Source organism: Luminiphilus sp. nBUS_07 (genome assembly GCF_051201685.1).
GTDB lineage: Bacteria > Pseudomonadota > Gammaproteobacteria > Pseudomonadales > Halieaceae > Luminiphilus.
Window position 1 is genome coordinate 1,823,902 of record NZ_CP179213.1, and the last position, 21,386, is coordinate 1,845,287.

The following is a 21,386-nucleotide window of genomic DNA, read 5'->3' on the forward strand; positions in this document are numbered from 1 at the left end:
CCTCGGACGCGACTATACCAGCACCAAGCTGGAACACACCACACAACTAGACAATGCAACACCAAATTTGGGGGAAAATCGCTATGGAACGCGAATCAATGGAGTTCGACGTCGTCATTGTTGGCGCAGGACCTGCAGGATTGTCAGCTGCTATCCGCATCATGCAGTTAGCGCAGGAAAAAGAGCGAGAAACAACGGTCTGTGTGGTAGAGAAAGGCTCCGAAGTCGGCGCACATATCCTCTCTGGCGCCGTGCTGGAGCCCAGAGCGCTCAACGAATTGCTCCCCAACTGGGCGGAACTTGGTGCCCCACTCACGACCCCGGTGACCGAAGACACCTTTTACTTCTACACCAGCGGCAGCGGCGCCACAAAATTACCCAATTTCATGATCCCAAAGCCAACCCACAACGAAGGCAATTACATTGTCTCTATGGGAAACGTTTGCCGTTGGCTGGCCGAGCAGGCTGAAGGGCTCGGCGTAGAGATCTACCCAGGGTTTGCTGCAGCAGAAGTTCTCTATGATGAGTCTGGCGCTGTAAAGGGCATCGCCACGGGAGAAATGGGTGTGGGGTTAGACGGATCCCAAAAAGACGCTTACGTGCCCAGCATGGAGCTACATGCCCGATACACTCTATTTGCGGAAGGTTGCCGAGGACACCTCGGAAAACAGCTGATGCAGCAGTTCAATCTCGACAAAGACGCCGACCCCCAGCACTACGGCATTGGTATCAAGGAGATCTGGGAAATTGAACCCAGCAAGCACGAGCCCGGCAAAGTGGTTCATGGTCTTGGTTGGCCTCTCTCGGAGAGCAACTCTTCAGGGGGAGCATTTTTGTATCATGCAGATAATAATCAGGTTTATTTGGGACTGATTTGCGACCTGAACTACTCAAACCCCCATCTCAGCCCGTTTGAAGAATTTCAGCGGTGGAAAACTCACCCCACTACACAGTCGGTGCTAGAAGGTGGCAGTCGCATTGCTTATGGCGCCCGTGCACTGGCTAAGGGCGGTCACAACTCGCTACCCAAAATGCATTTCCCCGGCGGCCTCTTAATTGGCTGTGATGCCGGAACCCTGAACAGCGTAAAGATTAAAGGCAACCACACAGCCATGAAGAGCGGCATGATTGCCGCAGAGACGCTTATGGATGCCCTAGCAGAGGGTGAAGCGGCGCCTCAGGATCTCACCACCTTTGCCGAACGCATAAAAGACTCTTGGTTAGGGGACGAGCTGTACACCACGCGGAACTTCGCGGGCTTTATGCACAAGTTTGGCTATCTTGTTGGTGCGGGATTGGTTTGGATCGACCAAAACATTTTCCGCGGCAAGCTGCCTTTCACACTTCGGGACCAAAAACCAGACTATGCCTGCCTAGAAGACGCTGATAAGGCAAAACAGATTTCATATCCCAAACCTGACAACGTCGTCACCTTTGACCGCTTATCATCTGTTTTTCTGTCAAATACTAATCACGAAGAAGACCAACCTTGCCACCTAACACTCATCGATCCTGATGTACCCCTGTCGACAAACTTGCCCCGATACAATGAACCCGCGCAGCGCTACTGCCCTGCAGGTGTTTACGAGATCGTGGAAGATGCTCAGGGACAGCGGTTTCAAATCAACGCCCAAAACTGTGTGCACTGCAAAACTTGCGACATTAAAGACCCGTCACAAAATATTACTTGGGTCACGCCAGAGGGCTTTGGTGGGCCTAACTATCCCAACATGTGAGTGACCGACTAAGCACAGCTGGAAGCAGGAATCGCTTAGTTTTCGGGCAGCAATGGCCGACGTTGGCCGTCGCTAAAAATGGCACCCGACTCATCGGCCTGTTCCACGAGGCGGTACCAAGCCGCCCTCGTGAACAGGGCGGTCAAGCCGTTATCTAAAGTGATGTAAGCCGCATCTGCAGCCCGTGGTTCTGGCGTCAGGGTATGACGGTTGTCCAGAGGAATTTGCCCCCCGGTGTTTAATGTCAGGATAAGCACTTCTGGCGAATGGCCTGCGAGTGGTTCGGCATCAGTGACCCTGAGGGGGTGTAATGCCACCTTGACGACGACCTTTTCTACCGGGGTGACTAGGTAGTATTCACCGTCCTCTTCTAGGCGCAAAATACTTGCAAAAAGCTGCACCAATTCGCCGCGCCGGATTTGTGAGCCATCGTGCCACCAGCTGCCATCGGCCCTAATTTCCATACCGATATCACCACAGTGCTCGGGGTGCCATCGGTCCAGTGGCGGCGGCGGCTTTCCAGTGACCCAATCGGGTGCCGCGAGCGGGCTGCGGATATCCACGTTCGACTCAACACTGGAAACCGCGGCCACCAACTGCCCGAGGGCATCGCTCCTGCCCTGAGGCATTGTGCCCTTCCCTTTGTTAACCGTCACAAAACACCTGAAGTCACCGGGTCACGATTTCAGCATTGTCGCGCAGCGCTGTTCTATACTCGAGCATAGACAGTTGTCCCTGAAGCTGCGTGAGTTGTTCTGCCATCGCAGTTTGCTCGCCTGAAGATAAGTTCTCCAGCTGACCCTGCTCTATGCCTGCCAATTCGACAATCGCTAAATCTCCATTGACGAGCGTAGTGCTTTCAAGGGTTGCCCCGGCACCTTCTTGCATAGCAAACGCCACTGTCACCACCTCAGCGGGCAGCAGGCTGCCAATTCTGCGCGCGCCTAGTTCCACGCGCCATTCATAGTCTTCAGCCGTAGCGATCTCTTCTAAACGCTCTCCATCCGCGCGACGCGACCTCAAGGACTCCAAAAGGGCCAACTCAGCCGCCACTCTTGCGTTTGTCTCTAAATCACCGCGTATGCTGTTGGCCACCTTGGAAAACGGTAGGATTTCCGCCGGCCTTTTTTCAGCAACTCGAACCACCACAAATCGATTTCCAGAGAGCTCTAAGATGGCACTGTTGTTTCCAGCCTCATAGACCTCCTCAGAAAATAACGTTTCGCGCACAGCGGATTCAGCGAAAACCCCCTCTCCTATGCTCAATGAAACCGGCGCAGATTGCGCGACTGTCAGAGACAGGGCGTCGGCGGGCTGCTGTAAATCTGCAGCGTTGAAGCTTAATTCCCGCAATTCATCCACAGTAACCAACAAAGTTTGCTCGGCCTCAGCTTCTTGCATGGATTTCGCCAGATCAGCTTTTAACTGCTCGTAATCTGGAGTTTCACCTGCAACTCGCTCTTGAATGCGAATGAAGTGGGTTCCCGCGTCGGTCTCAACACCCGCAGACACATCTCCCACACCTAAAGTGCTGATGGCCTCTTCCATCGGTTCCGGAAAGACTGTGCCATCGGTGAAGCCTAGCTCCCCTCCCAGCGCTGCCGAACCAATATCATCGGAGACTTCGGCGGCAAGATCAGCAAAATTCTCACCTGCCGCGACCCGGCTCGCAACATCGTCGATACGCTGCGTGTAGGTTTCAACCGTCTCGTCGTCACCCTGGATCAGCAAAATATGTGCGATCAATGTTTGCTCGGCAACCGTGTACTCGTCCTGCACGGACTTAAATTGCTCCTCTAGCGCGTCTGAGTCCACTGGCGCCAGAAAATCGTCCCTAGATACCACGATGTAGTCAGCAACCACCGAGGCCTCTGAGGTCCATCTGCTGGGGTCGCGATCGTAAACTTCCCTGACGGATTCCTGACTAACTTCCGCGGATTCCCGCAACAACTCGTTCGCGACAATAAGATATCTCACGTCGCGTTCTTCCGCGGTTGCCACAGCGGCCGCTGCGAGCTCCGTGTTGGTCACAAAATCGGAAGCCAGTACGCCCTGCTGCAGTTGACTGAGAATGATTTGCTGCGCCTGCTCACGTCGAAAGCGCTCAGGGCTATACCCTGCGTTAGCTAGCACCACTTTGTATTGATCAGCGTTGAAGGCTCCATCAACTTTAAACGCCTCTATGGAACCTACGATGTCTCCAATAGCCCGACTTGAAGCAACCATGGCATTGTCTGTCGCAGCCTGAAGCAAAACTGTGCGCTCAATCATTTCTTCTAGAGCACGTGGCCGGATACGATCATCGTCCAGCATCTCGGGGTCAATGTTGTCACCAAAAATTTGCATCAGTTGACGCTTTTGGCCCTCTATGGCGACCTGCAACTCTTGAGGGGTGATTTCAGTGCCATTGACCTCAGCAACCGACGTGCCCGAGCTGCCGAATATCACCTGCTCTAAGCCGAATCCCGCAAAGGATAGGATGATCATGAATATAAGGAGCTTGAAACCGGTATTTTGAGTGCCGGCGCGAATTGACTGCATCATTGTTTTAAGACTTCCAATTGGTGGACTTGCATGCCAACCCAACATTTCCATGACTGATGTTGGCTACAAGCCAAAAACTTAACGGCCACGAGCTGGCTTTCTACCTATCAGCTTGTGGAGTGGTGCTCTACAAGCCTGCTGCTGCCATTATACGAAAAAAGGCGCAATAAAGCGCCTTTTCATCGAGTGAATCTACTGTTTTGGACCTACTGATTTACCTGACGGAAATCAGCGCAGGACAGGGTCTAACTGTTCACAGCATCCTTGAGCGCTTTACCCGCTTTAAAGCCGGGGGCGTTCGACGCTTTAATTTGGATAGTCTCACCGCTACGAGGGTTCCGACCTTCACGAGCTGCACGATGCTTCACTGAGAAGGTTCCAAAACCGACTAGCGAAACGGTGTCCTGCTTCGTCAAAGCGCCAGTAATGGCATTGATAGCAGCATCCAAAGCTCGACCAGCGGAGGCCTTAGATAGATCAGCTTCTTCGGCGATTGCGTCTATTAATTCATTTTTATTCACGTGAGTTCCTCTCGGCAGGTTTGATGCGGGAATGGGCGTTACGCCCCATATGGCACATCTCAAGGTTATAACGATGAAGTGGAAAGGGTCAATGAAAGTTATCCCTTATAAGCTGAAAAAAAGACCTAAAGCACAACAAAACTAATGTGCAGGAGGTCTGGACGGCTCAGCTTGATCCTCATTGCTAGTTGCCATGCCCGTATCGACAAGATATTCCTCATCGCTGATAGGGTCTGGCATACGCTCCAGAGCAATGGAGAGAACCTCATCGATCCACTTAACAGGTTTAATATCTAGGTTCTCTAGAATGTTGTCGGGCACCTCTTTCAGATCCCGTTCATTCTCTTTGGGTATGACAACCGTCTTAATACCACCACGCCGCGCAGCCAGCAGTTTTTCCTTGAGTCCGCCAATAGGAAGAACTTCACCACGCAAAGTAATCTCGCCTGTCATAGCGACATCCGAGCGCACGGGAATCTGTGTCGCAACACTCACTAACGCTGTGCACATGGCAATGCCAGCACTGGGGCCGTCTTTAGGCGTGGCACCTTCCGGCACGTGGATGTGGGTATCATTGCGCTCATGATAGGCCGCAGGCACGCCCAGGCTTTGCGAGCGAGACCGAAAAACCGTGGTCGCTGCCTGAATAGATTCTTGCATCACGTCACCTAGCGAGCCGGTCTTAACGTGGCGTCCCTTCCCTGCTACCGCCACTGATTCTATGGTCAACAACTCTCCACCCACCGAGGTCCAAGCAAGGCCTGTCACCTGTCCGACTTTGCTCTCTTCTTCGGCAATGCCAAAATTAAACTTTTGGACACCCAGCAGATCCGGCAGCATAGCGGGGGTAACCTCAACCTCACCTTGAAGCTCTCCAGTGGCAAATTTCTTTACCATCTTTCGACAAATCTTCGCCACCTCTCGCTCTAAACCTCGTACACCAGCCTCTTTGGTGTAGTAGCGGATTACATCAAGCAAGGCTTCAGGCCCCAGTTTGATTTCATCCTTCTTTAAACCATTTTGTTTGATCTGCTTAGGAGCAAGATAGCGCTCGCATATGTTCAACTTTTCGTCTTCGGTATAACCCGGGATACGGATAACTTCCATTCGATCCAACAGAGGTCCCGGAATATTCATCGTATTTGAAGTACAGACAAACATGACGTCTGACAAATCATAATCCACCTCCAAATAGTGATCGTTGAAGGCATGATTTTGCTCGGGGTCAAGAACCTCCAACATCGCTGATGCCGGGTCTCCACGATGGTCGGTGCCCATTTTATCAATTTCGTCTAGCAAAAAGAGCGGATTCCGGACACCAGCTTTTGCCATCTTTTGCAGTAACTTACCGGGCATAGAACCAATATAAGTTCTTCGGTGCCCCCGGATTTCAGCTTCATCACGGACGCCACCAAGCGCCATGCGCACGAACTTTCTGTTTGTCGCTCTTGCCAGTGATTCGCCCAGTGAGGTTTTTCCAACCCCGGGAGGGCCCACGAGACAGAGAACCGGCCCTTTAATTTTTCGCACGCGCTTTTGAACGGCAAGATACTCAAGAATCCGGTCCTTGACCTCTTCTAGGCCATAGTGATCGGCATCAAGAATTGAGGCTGCACGCTTCAGGTCGTGCTTCACTTTGCTTCGCTTGGTCCAAGGGACACTGACCATCCAATCGATGTAACCTCGCAGCACAGAGGCCTCTGCTGACATGGGCGACATCATTTTCAGCTTATTAAGTTCGCCTAGAGCCTTATCCCGAGCTTCATCCGGCATCTTTGCGTCGGCTATACGACCCTCTAAATCATCGAGCTCATTTGGCGCATCATCTAGCTCGCCCAGCTCTTTCTGAATAGCCTTCATCTGCTCGTTAAGGTAATACTCGCGCTGACTTTTCTCCATTTGCTTTTTAACTCGACCCCGAATCCGCTTCTCTACTTGAAACAGATCCATCTCGGCGTCCATCAAGCCTAGCAAATGATTTACGCGATCTTGCAATGACGAAATCTCTAGGATGCGCTGCTTTTCTTCGAGGTCTACGCTCATGTGAGCTGCGATAGTGTCCGTGAGGCGACCTGGGTCTTCGATACCCGACAGCGACGCAAGAACCTCTGAGGGGACTTTCTTGCTCAAGCTGACATATTTTTCAAACTGCTCCACGACCGTACGGAGGCATTCATCGACTTCGTCTTCGGGTAACCCGCTGTTCTCGATTTGTCTGACGTGGGCGATCGTGTAATCACCTTCATCATTCATAGACTCAATAGCAGCGCGATACTCTCCCTCAACCAACACCTTAATGGTGCCATCGGGGAGCTTTAGTAGCTGCAGAATATTAGATACCGTGCCAACCTGATAAAGGTCGTCAACCGCGGGGCTATCGTCAGAGGCGTTGCGCTGGGCGACTAACAACACTTGCTTGTCATCCGCCATGGCCTGTTCGAGAGCCTCAATGGACTTCTCACGCCCGACAAACAACGGCAACACCATGTGGGGATAAATCACCACATCGCGCAGGGGTAGCAAAGGTAACTCAACAGCAACAGCGTCGTTCATGGAATACTCCGGCATCTATACCACTTACATGGGGATAGTACGGTGTATTCTCAAGGGGTGGATGACTTTACTTTAAAAGCGCCCCGCCCAAGCCTCTCTCGGTTGGGGCACCAATGACTTCAGTCCTCAGCCACTGCTCGGGCTGCTTCATTGTTCTCGTAAACAAGAAGGGGCTCAGATTCGCCCTGAATCACACTTTCATCGACAACGATCTTCGCGACATTCTGCTGAGAGGGAACGTTGTACATAGACTCTAGAAGGACGTTTTCTAAAATGGAGCGCAAACCTCGAGCACCTGTTTTTCGCTCCATCGCCCGTTCAGCAACCGCCCGAAGCCCATCTTCGCGAAAATCAATTTCCACGCCTTCCATGTCGAACATCTTGGCGTACTGTTTGGTCAACGCGTTGCGCGGTTCTGTAAGAATTCGCACCAGAGCTTCGACGTCGAGCTCCTCGAGGGTAGCAATAACGGGCAATCGGCCGACAAATTCGGGGATTAGGCCGTATTGAACCAGGTCTTCCGGCTCGAGGTCAGAGATCATTTCACCGAAGCGACGGGTCTCGTCCTTGCTCTTAACCTCAGCGGTAAAGCCGATACCACCCTTTTCGGACCGGTTTCGGATAATTTTGTCCAAACCCGCGAATGCACCGCCACAAATGAACAAAATGTTACTGGTGTCGACTTGTAAAAACTCTTGCTGCGGGTGCTTGCGACCACCTTGTGGAGGTACTGAGGCTACTGTGCCTTCGATCAACTTCAATAAAGCCTGCTGCACACCTTCACCTGAAACATCACGGGTGATGGATGGATTGTCTGACTTCCGTGAGATTTTATCGATCTCATCAATGTAGACGATGCCCATCTGCGCGCGTTCCACATCGTAGTCGCACTTCTGAAGGAGCTTCTGAATAATATTCTCCACGTCCTCCCCAACGTATCCTGCCTCTGTGAGCGTCGTTGCGTCAGCAACTGTAAAGGGTACGTCAAGCAATCGAGCGAGAGTTTCCGCAAGCAAAGTCTTACCAGAGCCAGTGGGACCGACCAGCAATATATTAGACTTGCTAAGCTCCACGTCGTCCCCTGTACGCGTATCAGGGGTATATCGAAGACGCTTGTAGTGGTTGTACACAGCGACCGCGAGCACACGCTTGGCTCTTTGCTGCCCAATCACGTATTGATCAAGAATTTCATTAATCTCAAAGGGAATCGGTAGCTTGTCAGAGGTCGATTCACTCGCGGACTCTTGTACTTCCTCGCGGATGATGTCGTTACACAAATCGACGCATTCATCGCAGATGAAGACCGATGGGCCGGCGATTAGCTTCCTTACTTCGTTTTGGCTCTTGCCACAAAACGAGCAGTAAAGCAGCTTATCGCTGTCAGCGCTGTCTTTTGCCATTACTCACTTCCTCAAGCGGAGACTAAACTTTCTCCCTCTGCAAACGATGATCGGTTTGGGGCTCGTTTGCAATACCCATTTGCTCTAGGAACCCTCGGCGACCACTTCGCGATTGTTTACCACGTGATCCACCAACCCGTAAGCCTGGCTTTGTTCGGCGTCCATAAAACGGTCGCGTTCAGTATCGCGCTCAATCACCTCAAGGGGTTGCCCTGTGTGCTCAGCCATCAAACGGTTAAGTCGCTCGCGAATAATGAGAATTTCTTTCGCTTGAATATCAATATCGGTCGCCTGCCCCTGCGCGCCACCCGAGGGCTGATGGATCATGGTTCGAGCATTGGGCAAAATAAAACGTTTCTCAGGTGCACCACCGCTTAATAGGAATGCCCCCATGGATGCGGCTTGACCCAAGCACATCGTACTGACGTCAGGTTTTACAAACTGCATAGTGTCGTAGATGGAAAGACCTGCCGTTACGGACCCTCCGGGGCTATTGATGTACAGGTGAATGTCTTTATCGGGATTTTCTGATTCCAAAAATAGCAGCTGGGCGACAATCAGATTCGCCATGTTGTCTTCAACCGGTCCTACCGCAAATATGACGCGCTCTTTGAGCAGCCGAGAATAGATGTCGAAGGAGCGTTCGCCGCGAGACGTTTGCTCGATAACCATGGGGATCAAACCCAAATTACTCGTGTCCTGCGGTGGTCTGTCGTGAATCATAAGTTACTCCGGAAAAATTTATGTCAGGCCTGTGCAGGACGCGCAGCGGCTAGGGCGTCTTGATAGGTGCTTTCCTGATCTTCAATCTGTGCACCCTCGAGCAGCTTGTCGACCACTTGATCTTCGAGCACCCGTGACTCTACCTGTGCGAGCTGTTCATTTTCGCTGTAGTACCAATTAATCACTTCCTCAGGTTCCTGATAAGTCGAAGCGATATCTTCTATAGCCTCTTTAACCTTGGCCGGATCAGCGCGCAGCTCAAATTTCGTAATCATTTCACCTAAAAGCAGTCCAAGTTTTACCCGTCGCTCGGCCTGCTCTTTAAACATTTCGTCCGGGAGGATGCTTTTTAGATCCATCTCAGGTGCGGCTTGACCACCAAATTGCTGAAACATTTGCCCCCGCATGCCATCGATTTCTTGTGCAACGAGGCTAGAAGGAATTTCAATATCCTCGTGGGCCGCAACAACACCGTCCATGACCTGATTTTTAATATGCGTTTGAACCGCATTACGCAGCTCACGCTCCATGTTCTTTTGCACTTCTTCACGAAATACGGGCTCACCACCCTCTTCTACTCCGTAGCTTGCAAACAGCTCCTCATCCAGCGGTGCTAGCTCTAGGGCTTTAACCGACTTGCATGTAATGGCGAAACTCGCGTCAACGCCCTGCAACTCCTCGCTCGAGTAATCCTCTGGGAATGTCACATCGATGGACTTTTGATCTCCCGCTGACATACCTACGATGCCGTCCTCGAATCCGGGAATCATTTTGCCACTACCCAATTCCAAAGAGTGGTCTTCTCCGGTTCCACCATCGAAAGCTTCTCCGTCGCGTGTTCCGGCAAAATCGATAACTACCGTGTCGCCCGTTTCTGCAGCCCGTTCTACATCTTTCAGTTCGCCCCGCTGCTTTCGGAAGATTTCAATAATGTCATCAACGTCGGCGCTGTTGACCTCGGCGACCGGCCGCTCGATTTTAAGGTCGGTAATGTCGTTAATCTCCAGAGTGGGAAAGATTTCGAACGTCGCTGTGTATTCGACATCTCTGCCCGCCTCAAGTGCGCGTGGCTCAATGCGAGGCTGACCTGCAGGCCTTAGCTTTTCAGTGACCACCGCTTCCTGAAACGATTGGTTAATGACCTCACCAATGACTTCTTGGCGGATGCCACCACCGAAACGCTGCTGCATCACCTTCATCGGCACTTTGCCCGGCCGAAACCCCGGCAACCTGACATTACGAGACGCCTCACGAAGACGCTGCTCAACCGCGCCATCGACCCGCTCGGCTGGGACGCCGATGGTCAGGCGTCGCTCAAGGCCTGAGGTGGTTTCGATAGATACCCGCATGGAAAACTCCTGAAATTCGTAATGTTAGCTTGCCTTGATGGCAACCAGCGCGACACTGACAATACGTGCAGCACCTACGCTGTTATACCTACGCCGTTATATATGGTGCGGAAGGAGAGACTCGAACTCTCACGCCTTGCGGCACTGGAACCTAAATCCAGCGCGTCTACCAATTTCGCCACTCCCGCAGAAAACTTGTTGGAAGAGCGCCAAAACCCAGCGATTCCAAGGGCGCGGATACTCGCACAGGCACTCATTCGTTGCAATATCGGTGTCGAAGTGAGCCACGATCAAAAGTACCGGGAGCGCGTCAGAAATCGCCATTGGTAAACATTTTAATGTTATATATCAGGTACTTATATAGAGATTCTAAGATAGGACTTTATTTTTTATTGGGAATTGATGAGCATTATTATCAGAGATATTTTTATCGCACATCGATCTAAAAACATCGTGTTTGATGCTAGACAGCCCCCCCGCATAGTGGGGCATACTGAAGAGGTCGTCGGGTATTTAGCGCTGCCCACCGATACGACAAAGCTCACATGCTTTGTTACAGATAGAGCCTGAGCAGGATGCCAAGGTGATAAGACTCCTAAACATGCAGTAGATGGGCCCCGAAGGGGCCTTTTTTTTAGGCATCTGAAAATTCAGCTCGACCCATCTGACGCTCCCACCTAGCTCAGTGAAAGACCGGATAAAGCAATCGACATCATCACATTGTGTGAGTTTGACGCTCAGAGTTGAGGGCCCCGCCCAAGTGCAATTCAATTTTGGCATTTGCGGTCGCATCCTGTTCGGAAAATTGAACGCCTACACCCGCCTGCCGATTACCTTGGGCTCCTACCGGCGTAATCCACACTACCCGCCCCGCGATGGGTATTTTTTCTGGCTCATCCATTAGGGTAAGCAACATGAAGACTTCGTCACCGATACTGTACCGCTTATTGGTGGGAACAAAGATGCCTCCATTGTCGAGAAACGGCATATAGGCGGCATAGAGCACGGCCTTATCCTTAATGGTCAGAGACAAAATGCCTTGGCGGTTACTGTCACTCATGGCTCACACTCCCAAAATTCTTCGTACAGTTTACCTTTTGCGCACCCAACATTCATTCTGTCTCATAACTCAGTCGTTAGCAGCCTGCCCAATTCTGGCAACATCACATCACGACCAAAGTTAACGCCCTTTCTACTAGCAATAAGCCAGTCTAAAATTTGGTCGCGACGGTGAAAATTGCTTCGGGAGTACGCAGCGCCCGCAGCGCTATACAGGCGTTGCTCAACGCTGTGCAACGCGGCCTCCAAAATCACATCAAGATCATGACCTCCCAGTGCAACTAACACCTCCTGGTTAGCTATCGTCTTATCGAGCAGCCCACCCAAGGCGTTAGTTAGTGCCTCTATCGACGGTAAATCGTCGCCCTGAATAAGCCGCTCAGCAGTTAAGGGTTGTGCTCGGGAAAGCGCATAAGCCTGCTCAGCTGTCTGTGCAGAACATGATGTATTTTCAACCAGCCACGCCAGCGCGGCAGGCTTTGTCGGGTGCGGTAAGTTAAATCGCTGACACCTAGACCTTATGGTCGCCGGTAACTCGCCAGCGCGGTGACTGACCAAAATCAACAACGCCCTCCCCGGCGGCTCCTCGAGGGTTTTCAAAAGCGCATTTGCGGCCGCGGTTGTCATCGCCTCTGCAGGCTCCACTACCAATATCTTATGAGATCCATAACCAGGCGTTTGCTGCATAAATGAGACCGAAGCGCGAATAGCATCAACTCCGATGGCGCGTTTTCCCTCTTCAGGTCTAATCCAACGAAAATCGCCGTGCGCCCCTCCACCAACCAGCTGACAGGCTTCACAGCTGCCACAGGGCTCTGCATCTGAGGCTTTACATAGCACTCCCGCTGCAAATAATGCGGCCAGCCGGGCTTTCCCCAGTCCCTTCGAGCCTGTCAGTAATATTGCGTGAGGGAGCTTTTCCTGGCGCTCTAGGGACGACAAACGCTCAAAAACGTCCTGCTGCCAGGGGAGTTCCCTATTCAGCCAAGGCGTCAATAATTCAGGAGGTCGCACCGGCAATCCACTCATTCAATAAGGCATCTAATTGTCGCTGCACGTTCTCTAAATCTGCTCCCGCATTAATAACTCGCCAACGATCAGGCTCACGCTCAACCTGACTTAAATACCCTGCCCGCACAGCCTCAAAAAACGGCGCAGCCTCGCGCTCAAATCGATCTAATTCGCCCCTTGCGCGAGCACGCTGCAGACCGATCTCAGGGTCTACATCGAGTAAAATCGTGAGATCAGGCTTAGTCGTCGGATGAACAATGTCGGCTAATTGCGCTATGACCTCAAGTGATATGCCCCGGCCAAAGCCTTGATAGGCGAAACTAGCGTCCGTAAAACGATCACATAACACCCATTCCCCACGCTCCAAAGCAGGGACAATAACAGTGCTGACGTGCTGTGCCCGGGCGGCAAAAACCATGAGCAGCTCGGCCATTGCTGTGGGTGCTAGCCCGTCTTTCTGGAGCAGTAATGCCCGCAGCTGCTCACCCAAAGGCGTGCCACCAGGCTCCCTAGTAACCAGCAACGGAATGTTAAGTGCTTGCAACCGCGTTTCAATGAGGCGCAGCTGAGTGGTTTTGCCGACGCCTTCGCCGCCTTCAACGGTAATAAATTTAGGCGTGTTATTCACAACTTTCATTTATCACCGCCTTGAGGTGTCGAACGATAATCCGCCTTCGGGGATAGCTGATAGCGCTTAACGTTGGCATTGTGCTCTTCGAGAGTTTCAGAGAAGACATGATACCCGTCACCCCGTGCCACAAAATAGAGGGCCGCGCCAGGCGCCGGCTGAACAGCAGCCTCCAAGGCCGCAACCCCAGGCAGAGCAATTGGCGTTGGAGGCAAGCCTTTAATCCGGTAGGTGTTCCAGGGGTTAGCCACATCTTTAAGGTGTCGCCGGGTCAAGTTACCATCAAATTCGGTCCCAAGCCCGTAAATAACCGTGGGGTCAGTTTGTAGGCGCATACCGGCCTTTAATCTTCGCGCAAACACTCCGGCAATGGTAGCTCGCTCTTGAGCAACAGAGGTTTCACGCTCAACTATCGACGCCAGAATCAGGGCATCATAGGGTGCTAGAAGCGGCGTATCCACCGAACGCTTGTCCCAGGCCTGCATGAGCGCTCGCTCCATCAGCTTGTGGGCACGCTGCAATATGTCAAAGTCTGAATCTCCCGCCACAAAGCGATAAGTCTCGGGCAGAAACCAACCCTCGGGGGAAGATGACGGCAAAACTAGATCAAGCAGCTTTGGGTCCTGCGCGTTTTTAAGTTTCTGTAGCAGCCGATTGTCACCATGCAATCGATCCAATGCCTGCTGGAGGGTAATTCCCTCCGGAAGCGTGACCTGATAGCTCAATACTTCGCCCCGCTTGAGCAAATCCAAAAATCCAACACCGGTGATTCCTGCTTGTAATTGATACTCGCCAGCATGGATTTGCCGATCAATGCCTTGCCAGCGCGCCCAAATTTCCAGAGTACGACCAGATTCGAGCAACCCCAGTGCCTTCAATTTCCTCAGTGTCTGTTTAAGGCTCTCCCAGGCTCCACAGTAATTGTGACGCCGCTTTGGGGTAAATTCATGGGCGTCTGCAACGACTCAGCGATTAAAAAGAGCCCAAAGCCTAAGCCGCCGAAACCAAGCAGCAAAACGAGAAGCAACCGTCTCACGATGCTTTCTCGCGATGAATACACGCTGACAGCGCATCGCTGGCAGTCATTTCGGTAAAGGTGAACTGATCTACCGCAACGATTCGGCGGATACCTACAACCGAATTACAACACCATGCCTCCTGAGCTGATGCAATGTCGTCCGAGCTGATTTTCCGAATGCTCACCTGATACCCCAGCATCTCCGCCCACTGATCCAAGATTGCCTCTCTTCGAGTGCCCGCAATTCCCACCTCATCGACAGGCGGCGTGATAAACCGATCGCCAACGCGTAAAAACAAATTGCCACTAGTCGTCGATACCCAGGAGCCCGATGCATCGCACATAATGGCATCCGAAAAACCGCGCCCCCGCGCCTCCTCTAGTGCCACTACCTGCTCGGTTCTTGCCAGCAACTTACAACCCCTAAAGAATGGCTGGCTAGACCAGCGCACACGACTGACCGTCAAGGGTGCCAAAGCGCCGAAATTAGCAAGCCCTGGGCTAAAGCGAAGAATACATCGTGGCTTTTGTCGCTCAGGAACTTTGTAACCCCTTGGGCCCGATCCACGAGTCAAGGTGAGGCGCAGCGTCCCAGTTGCCTGAGGAATAGTATTATTCAGAATTGCTTCGGCTTCATCGACGCACTTCAACGCAGTCTGACTGGGCTCGGGAAAATTTAATACATAGAGACCCGTGCCCAAGCGCTTAGCATGACGGCGTTTGCATGAAATAACACCAGATTCAACACGAAGTGTCTCAAAGGCGCCATCGGCCAAACACAGCCCGCGATCATCGGGAGGCACCTCGGTATTGGCGACGCCGTCGACCCAAAAGGTCTCCGCAGCCAAGCTAGGAGCTACTCGGGGAATTGACTAAAGACAAGAGACCCGTTCGTCCCGCCAAAACCGAACGAATTGCTAATGGCGTGATTAATGGTTCGCTGCTGTGCAGTGTGAGGCACATAGTTCAGATCACACCCCTCTCCAGGATTATCAAGGTTGATGGTCGGTGGCGCCACGTTGTCACGTATCGCGAGAATCGTGAATACCGCTTCAACCGCGCCTGCGGCACCCAGCAGATGCCCAATCATTGACTTCGTAGAGCTCACTGCGACATCGGAGGCTGCATCACCAAAAATTGATTTAACCGCCATTGTTTCAGCGCGGTCACCGACAATTGTCGAAGTACCATGAGCGTTAATGTACCCCACCTCCGCTGGGTTTAGACCTGAGTCACGCAGCGCATTGGCCATTGATCGCGCTGCACCGCGACCGTCTTCTGGTGGTGAGGTCATGTGGTAAGCGTCGCCGCTCATACCAAAACCTGTCAGCTCGGCATATATTTTGGCCTTGCGAGCTGTTGCGCTTTCGAGGGACTCGAGCATAAGCATTGCGGCACCATCACCTAATACGAAGCCGTCACGGTCTGCATCCCAAGGCCTTGAGGCCAACTCTGGAGAGTCATTACGAGTCGACAGCGCCCTTGCTGCCGCAAACCCTCCTAATCCGACCGGGGTGGTTGCCATTTCAGCTCCGCCCACCAGCATTGCATCGGCCTCCCCCGTGGCAATTAGACGAGCGCCCATTCCAATGTTGTGGGTGCCACTCGTGCAGGCAGTGACAATGGCTAAATTCGGTCCCTGAAGGTTATACATCACCGAGAGGTTACCGCTGATCATGTTGATAATCGCGCCGGGCACAAAAAACGGTGACATACGGCGAGGCCCAGAATTTAAGATCAGCTCATTGTTGCGCTCAATGGAGCCAATACCACCGATACCGGAACCAATCGCACAGCCAATACGCTCACAATTGGCTTCAGTGACCTCAAGGCCACTGTCACGAATCGCCTGAATACCTGCCACCATGCCAAACTGAATAAACGGATCCATCCGTTTTGAATCTTTGGGCGCTAAGTATCCTTCACTGGAAAAATTTTTAACTGAACAACTGAATTGAGTGCTAAAGGCGTCGGTGTTGAAACTTTCGATACTGGCGGCACCGCTTTGCCCATTACAGATAGCCTGCCAGCTCGAATCCACATCCAAGCCCACCGGTGTCACTGCACCTAGTCCGGTTACTACTACCCGATTGCCATTCATTAACAGTTTTCCTCCCCTGTGGGCGCACAAAGCCGTGCTACATCAGAGACCTCAATGGATCTCGAAAAAATCAACCCGCACAAAAAAAAGCCGCTCATCACTAATGCAGAGCGGCCTTGATAACTTTTGTCTCGTTAGAAAACCTTAGGCAAGGTTTTCATTGATGTAGTTAATAGCCAACTGCACCGTAGTGATTTTTTCAGCCTCCTCATCAGGAATTTCAGTTTCAAACTCCTCTTCGAGAGCCATTACGAGCTCCACGGTGTCTAGCGAGTCTGCGCCCAGGTCGTCAACGAAAGAAGCCTCTGTGCGAACTTCGTCTTCTTTAACGCCCAGCTGCTCGGCAACGATTTTTTTTACGCGATCTTCAATGCTGCTCATAGTCTGTATTACTCTCCCAGCTTGTTGGCGGGCCTAAGCCCTCTTCGGTGTGCGGATTCTACCTGTAAACTCACCCAGATAGAACCAAATATGAGGCCTGCTGTCAGGCCATATACATTCCGCCATTTACGTGAATCGTCTCTCCGGTGATGTAAGCCGCTGCATCGCTCACTAAAAATTTAACGGTCTCAGCGATTTCCTCAGGACGACCCAAACGAGACAGAGGTATCTGATTCAGCATAGCGTTGCGATTTTCTTCAGATAAATCGCGGGTCATATCTGTATCTATAAATCCGGGAGCGACTGCGTTGACGGTGATCGCTCGTGACCCCACCTCTCTTGCGAGGGCGCGTGTAAAGCCCTCAGCACCTGCTTTTGTCGCCGCGTAATTGGCCTGCCCTGCATTTCCCATAGAGCCCACCACAGAAGTAATTGTGACAATGCGCCCCCATTTAGCTTTCGTCATCCCTCTAAGGCAAGCCTTACTCAAGCGAAAAACAGAGCTCAGATTGGTGTCAATCACGCTATCCCACTCGTCGTTTTTCATACGCATTAGAATATTGTCTCGGGTGATACCTGCGTTATTAACCAAAATAAGTGGGGCACCGAAACGTTCCTTTACCGTCGACATGAGTTCGTCGACGCTGGCTTCATTTGCCACATCCAGAACTAGCCCTGCGCCACCGTGAGGCGAGAGTCTTGAATCAATGCTCGCCGCCCCCGATTCCGTTGTCGCAGTACCGATAACCGCCATGTTGGCCTGCATGAGTGTGTTCGCAATAGCGAGCCCAATGCCTCGACTGGCGCCTGTCACTAGGGCGACGGGGGGTTGACTCTCACTCATATTGTAGGCACCTCAGACGGTTGGTTTAAGGCTTCTGAAAAGGCCGTGGGCGACTCAATGGCATAGCAAGATGTCGAGCGATCAATACGTCGCATCAAACCGGATAACACCCTACCGGGGCCACACTCCACGAAATCTGCACAGCCCATTTCAATCATTGTTTCTACACACGACGTCCACTGCACTGGAGCCACAACTTGCTGCACCAGCAACTGGGCGATTGTTGTGCTATCGGTGTGAGGCCTAGCATTGACGTTACTGATAACGGGGATCTGAGCGTCAGCGAGCTCGACATGCTCGAGTGCCTCGTTTAGGGCAGCAGCAGCAGGCTGCATTAAGGGCGTATGAAATGGTGCACTGACAGGCAGCGGCAAAACACGTTTCGCGCCAGCCTCCTTTAAAGCGACTGAAGCATGCCCGACGGCCCCTACGTGGCCCGCAATAACGACCTGACCCGGCGAATTGAAGTTAACGGCCAATACCTGTGTGTTGGTGTCAACACTTGCATCGGCACAAATTGTATTGATTGTTTCATCTGGCAGCCCTAGCACGGCGGCCATAGCACCTGTGCCAACAGGCACCGCCGCCTGCATGGCCTGCCCGCGCAAACGCACAATTTTCACAGCGTCGCGAAAGGCAAGAGATTCCGCCGCGACCAATGCCGAGAATTCTCCCAAGCTGTGGCCCGCCAACACGCTGGGCACCTGCCCTCCGCGCTGCAGCCACAATCTATAAAGCGCAACGCTGGCGGTCAATATGAGTGGTTGCGTATTTTCGGTGAGCGCTTGGGATTCAGCGGGCCCATTTTGGGCCAAAGACCAAAGATCGAGGGACACGGCATCGGAGCCTTCGGCAAAGGTGTCAGAGATGACAGCCTCCTCCGACGCGATGTCCGAAAGCATGCCAAGGTATTGAGAGCCTTGGCCCGGAAACAAAAACCCAGTATGGCCGTGCTTCGCTACCGAAGTGGCCTGCTGCTTGAGTTCTATCTGCGACACACTTACGCCCCCCGGCCCAGAACTGAATTCAAGTTTTGGCAGGACCCTTAAAATGGCCCTACCGAGACAGTCAGTCGTCGGAACCTGTATTGATGACCTTTTTACCTCGGTAAAATCCGTCTGCACTCATGTGGTGACGGCGACGAACCTCACCAGACGTGGCATCTACGGTCAGTGTAGGGCCCTCGAGGGCGTCGTGTGAGCGACGCATACCGCGACGAGAGCGGGTTTTGCGATTCTTCTGTACGGCCATAACTTTCTCCATTCGAACGAGAAGGCGTTGCTGCCATCCCGCGTGTTACTTGTCTACGTCGCCCTTTAGTGCTTTGAGCACATCAAAGGGATTGTCTTTGTCTGGGCTTCCTAGAACCGCTGTGTCCCCTGACCCCGGTGCCTGCACACCAGTCTCGGCACCACAGTTTGCATCGCTGTGGTAGCTAAAGCTCGGCAATGCCAGCAGGAGCTCGTCTTCGACGACCTCCCAAAAATCTATTTCAGCCTCTGCCACCAGTGGCTCATACCTGGGCGGAAGCTGAGCCGCCTGCTCGTCTGTCCAAACCACGGCCAGCAGCGCAGATGAAGCAACCGTCTGCTCCAAGGTGCCCAAACACCGCTGACAGGTGACTTGTACCTCTGCAGTTACCTGCACAGAAACTATGTACCTGCCCTCCTCGTCGCGATAAAAATCAGCGTTCACCACGACAGGCTGCTTCACCGCTACAATGGCTGAGCTGAAGCGCAGAAGCTTGATCGGGTCTAAAACCCCGGCCAGTGTAACCTCGCGCGCCGCCAGCGTGCGCACTTCGACCGTTTGTGGGAGTGCTCCGAGCGTCATGGCGGCGCATAATACGGACGACCCCGCAAGGTGTCAAAAGTTAAATGCTGGTAATACAAAGGGTTTTTTAGGATATTACTGTGGATTATCGACCGCAAACACTTGTTCTTGCTTCATCCTCTCGCTATCGGGCCGAATTGCTGGGTCGCTTGGGGCTGCCATTTGAGATTCAAAGAGTCGCTGTTGACGAATCACCGTTGCCTCTAGAAGCCCCTTTAACACTCGCTCAGCGCCTTTCAGTAACAAAGGCGAAAGCCATTACTCACCTCTCAGGCGACTACCTCAGCATCGGCAGCGATCAAGTTGCTACCTGCGACGATAGGCTATTGGGAAAACCTGGCACAGAGGCCAAAGCCCAAGAGCAGCTTCGCTTTATCAGCGACAAAACCGTTTCGTTTTTCACAGGAGTTGCCATTTGGCGCCCCGTTAGAGCAATGCTCGACTGCCGAGTGGTTCAGACCCAGGTGCGCATGCGAAATTTATCCGACTGCGAAATCACGTCCTACATTGCAGTAGATCGACCCCTAGATTGTGCTGGCAGTTTTAAATGGGAAGCGCTAGGCATTAGCCTTTTTCGCTCAACCGAAAGTACTGACCCTACCGCCTTGCAGGGCTTGCCGCTCATCGAATTGGCCCAAATGCTCCGCGATCAGGACTTCCGCATCCCTTAGGCTTAGAGGCTAGACCAGAGACTCTATCAAGCGCTGGAGTTCCTTGGGCAACGGCGCCTCAAGGGAATAGTTTTGCTCCTCGAGTCGAAAGTTGAGGCTAGCTGCATGTAAAAATAAGCGTTTGAGCCCTATCTTAGCAGCCAGTCGTATTGCCGCCTCGTCTGAATACTTGGCGTCTCCTAGGATCGGAAAGCCCGCGTGCTGGCAGTGCACACGAATTTGATGCGTCCGACCGGTAACAGGTTTCGCCTCGACCAAGGTTGCACCGGACCAGCGCGTCACCACACGGAAGGTCGTCAAAGACTGCCGCCCCGCCGCGGCGACCTTAACTCGACGCTCACCTGAAGGCAGCGCAAATTTTTCGAGGGGAGCATCGACACGCTTTAAATGCGCGGGCCAGCGGCCGCTGACCAGACAAAGGTAACGCTTGTCCACACCATTTGATCGGAGTAAGCCGTGCAGGCTGCGCAGGGTAGATGCGCGGCGCGCAACTAACAACAGCCCAGAGGTATCTCGATCCAGGCGATGGACCAGCTCCAGATAGCGGTCTGTGTCATACATGGCTCTCAAGGTTTCGATGAGCCCTACACTGATACCACTTCCCCCATGCACAGCAAGTCCCGGGGGCTTATTAATGACCAACAGCGTAGATTCTTCTCTCACTACCGCATCACGTAGGCGAGCGCGCCAGCCTGCCGCGCCCGCTGCTTCCGCCTTTTCCGGGACCCGCAGCGGCGGGATTCTGATTGAAACACCCGCCTCAAGCCGAGTGTCGGGCTTAACCCTGCCCTTGTTAACACGAACCTCGCCCTTTCGGATAGCTCGGTAAATACGGGTCTTGGGCACACCACCGCGGACCCGCTGAAGAAAGTTATCGAGACGCTGGCCGGCTTCTTCCGGCAATACTGTGCGCCACTCGACCTTCGTATCCCTTTGCGTGTCGCTGCCTTTTTTTTCAGACAATTGAATCACTTAGCATTTAGTGTTAATGTCCATTTCGGTTGTATTCCAACG

At 52.6% G+C, this 21,386-nt stretch carries 21 protein-coding genes and 1 tRNA gene; 2 read left to right on the forward strand and 20 right to left on the reverse strand.

What is annotated here, in order from left to right; genetic code table 11:
• The first annotated feature begins 83 nt into the window (after positions 1–83).
• Positions 84–1,736: an electron transfer flavoprotein-ubiquinone oxidoreductase gene (locus ACMAZB_RS08100; RefSeq protein ID WP_435210830.1), complete on the forward strand. Its 1,653-nt coding sequence runs from the start codon at positions 84–86 to the stop codon at positions 1,734–1,736.
• A 35-nt stretch (positions 1,737–1,771) separates the two neighbouring features.
• Here ACMAZB_RS08100 and ACMAZB_RS08105 read toward each other — a convergent pair whose 3' ends face one another.
• The 19 genes from ACMAZB_RS08105 to ACMAZB_RS08195 all read right to left on the reverse strand — a co-directional run bounded on the left by ACMAZB_RS08105 (position 1,772) and on the right by ACMAZB_RS08195 (position 19,701).
• Positions 1,772–2,365 (reverse strand): DUF1285 domain-containing protein, encoded by a 594-nt coding sequence (locus tag ACMAZB_RS08105; RefSeq protein ID WP_435216399.1) that lies wholly within the window; start codon positions 2,363–2,365, stop codon positions 1,772–1,774.
• Between the two features lie 40 nt (positions 2,366–2,405).
• Positions 2,406–4,280: a SurA N-terminal domain-containing protein gene (locus ACMAZB_RS08110; RefSeq protein ID WP_435216401.1), complete on the reverse strand. Its 1,875-nt coding sequence runs from the start codon at positions 4,278–4,280 to the stop codon at positions 2,406–2,408.
• Between the two features lie 245 nt (positions 4,281–4,525).
• Positions 4,526–4,801, reverse strand: coding sequence for an HU family DNA-binding protein (locus ACMAZB_RS08115; protein WP_435210836.1), 276 nt, complete (start codon positions 4,799–4,801; stop codon positions 4,526–4,528).
• A 141-nt stretch (positions 4,802–4,942) separates the two neighbouring features.
• The gene (gene lon, locus ACMAZB_RS08120) at positions 4,943–7,354 is read right to left on the reverse strand and encodes an endopeptidase La (protein ID WP_435216403.1); all 2,412 of its coding nucleotides are present in this window, start codon (positions 7,352–7,354) and stop codon (positions 4,943–4,945) included.
• 119 nt (positions 7,355–7,473) lie between these two features.
• Positions 7,474–8,754 carry an ATP-dependent Clp protease ATP-binding subunit ClpX gene (gene clpX, locus ACMAZB_RS08125; RefSeq protein ID WP_435210839.1) on the reverse strand — a complete coding sequence of 427 codons (1,281 nt, stop codon included), beginning with the start codon at positions 8,752–8,754 and terminating at the stop codon, positions 7,474–7,476.
• A gap of 84 nt (positions 8,755–8,838) precedes the next feature.
• Complete coding sequence (gene clpP, locus ACMAZB_RS08130; protein ID WP_435210841.1) at positions 8,839–9,477, reverse strand: ATP-dependent Clp endopeptidase proteolytic subunit ClpP; 639 nt, start codon at positions 9,475–9,477, stop codon at positions 8,839–8,841.
• A 23-nt stretch (positions 9,478–9,500) separates the two neighbouring features.
• Positions 9,501–10,826 carry a trigger factor gene (tig, locus tag ACMAZB_RS08135; protein ID WP_435216405.1) on the reverse strand — a complete coding sequence of 442 codons (1,326 nt, stop codon included), beginning with the start codon at positions 10,824–10,826 and terminating at the stop codon, positions 9,501–9,503.
• Between the two features lie 103 nt (positions 10,827–10,929).
• Positions 10,930–11,014: transfer RNA gene (locus ACMAZB_RS08140), tRNA-Leu, on the reverse strand.
• Between the two features lie 527 nt (positions 11,015–11,541).
• A complete protein-coding gene (locus ACMAZB_RS08145; protein WP_435216407.1) occupies positions 11,542–11,886 on the reverse strand; it encodes a PilZ domain-containing protein in 345 nt (114 codons plus the stop codon).
• Positions 11,887–11,948: 62 nt separating this feature from the next.
• Positions 11,949–12,899: a DNA polymerase III subunit delta' gene (holB, locus tag ACMAZB_RS08150; protein ID WP_435216409.1), complete on the reverse strand. Its 951-nt coding sequence runs from the start codon at positions 12,897–12,899 to the stop codon at positions 11,949–11,951.
• Positions 12,886–13,533, reverse strand: coding sequence for a dTMP kinase (tmk, locus tag ACMAZB_RS08155; protein ID WP_435216411.1), 648 nt, complete (start codon positions 13,531–13,533; stop codon positions 12,886–12,888). The genes holB and tmk overlap by 14 nt, the downstream gene beginning before the upstream one ends.
• On the reverse strand, positions 13,530–14,387 hold the full coding sequence (gene mltG, locus ACMAZB_RS08160; protein WP_435216413.1) for an endolytic transglycosylase MltG: 858 nt from the start codon (positions 14,385–14,387) through the stop codon (positions 13,530–13,532). Before mltG ends, tmk begins: the two co-directional genes overlap by 4 nt.
• A gap of 169 nt (positions 14,388–14,556) precedes the next feature.
• On the reverse strand, positions 14,557–15,390 hold the full coding sequence (locus tag ACMAZB_RS08165; RefSeq protein ID WP_435216415.1) for an aminotransferase class IV: 834 nt from the start codon (positions 15,388–15,390) through the stop codon (positions 14,557–14,559).
• A gap of 8 nt (positions 15,391–15,398) precedes the next feature.
• Positions 15,399–16,643, reverse strand: coding sequence for a beta-ketoacyl-ACP synthase II (fabF, locus tag ACMAZB_RS08170; protein WP_435216417.1), 1,245 nt, complete (start codon positions 16,641–16,643; stop codon positions 15,399–15,401).
• 144 nt (positions 16,644–16,787) lie between these two features.
• On the reverse strand, positions 16,788–17,024 hold the full coding sequence (gene acpP, locus ACMAZB_RS08175; RefSeq protein ID WP_007233938.1) for an acyl carrier protein: 237 nt from the start codon (positions 17,022–17,024) through the stop codon (positions 16,788–16,790).
• 103 nt (positions 17,025–17,127) lie between these two features.
• Positions 17,128–17,868: a 3-oxoacyl-ACP reductase FabG gene (fabG, locus tag ACMAZB_RS08180; protein WP_435216419.1), complete on the reverse strand. Its 741-nt coding sequence runs from the start codon at positions 17,866–17,868 to the stop codon at positions 17,128–17,130.
• Entirely contained in the window at positions 17,865–18,770 is a 906-nt protein-coding gene (fabD, locus tag ACMAZB_RS08185) for an ACP S-malonyltransferase (protein ID WP_435220067.1), read from the reverse strand. Before fabD ends, fabG begins: the two co-directional genes overlap by 4 nt.
• A gap of 166 nt (positions 18,771–18,936) precedes the next feature.
• The gene (gene rpmF, locus ACMAZB_RS08190) at positions 18,937–19,119 is read right to left on the reverse strand and encodes a 50S ribosomal protein L32 (RefSeq protein WP_435210856.1); all 183 of its coding nucleotides are present in this window, start codon (positions 19,117–19,119) and stop codon (positions 18,937–18,939) included.
• Positions 19,120–19,164: 45 nt separating this feature from the next.
• Entirely contained in the window at positions 19,165–19,701 is a 537-nt protein-coding gene (locus tag ACMAZB_RS08195) for a YceD family protein (RefSeq protein WP_435216421.1), read from the reverse strand.
• A gap of 80 nt (positions 19,702–19,781) precedes the next feature.
• Between ACMAZB_RS08195 and ACMAZB_RS08200 the strand changes: the two genes are divergently transcribed.
• Positions 19,782–20,372, forward strand: coding sequence for a Maf family protein (locus ACMAZB_RS08200; protein WP_435216422.1), 591 nt, complete (start codon positions 19,782–19,784; stop codon positions 20,370–20,372).
• A 9-nt stretch (positions 20,373–20,381) separates the two neighbouring features.
• On the opposite strand, the gene ACMAZB_RS08205 is transcribed toward ACMAZB_RS08200, so the two are convergent.
• Positions 20,382–21,344 (reverse strand): RluA family pseudouridine synthase, encoded by a 963-nt coding sequence (locus tag ACMAZB_RS08205; RefSeq protein ID WP_435216424.1) that lies wholly within the window; start codon positions 21,342–21,344, stop codon positions 20,382–20,384.
• Positions 21,345–21,386: the final 42 nt, after the last annotated feature.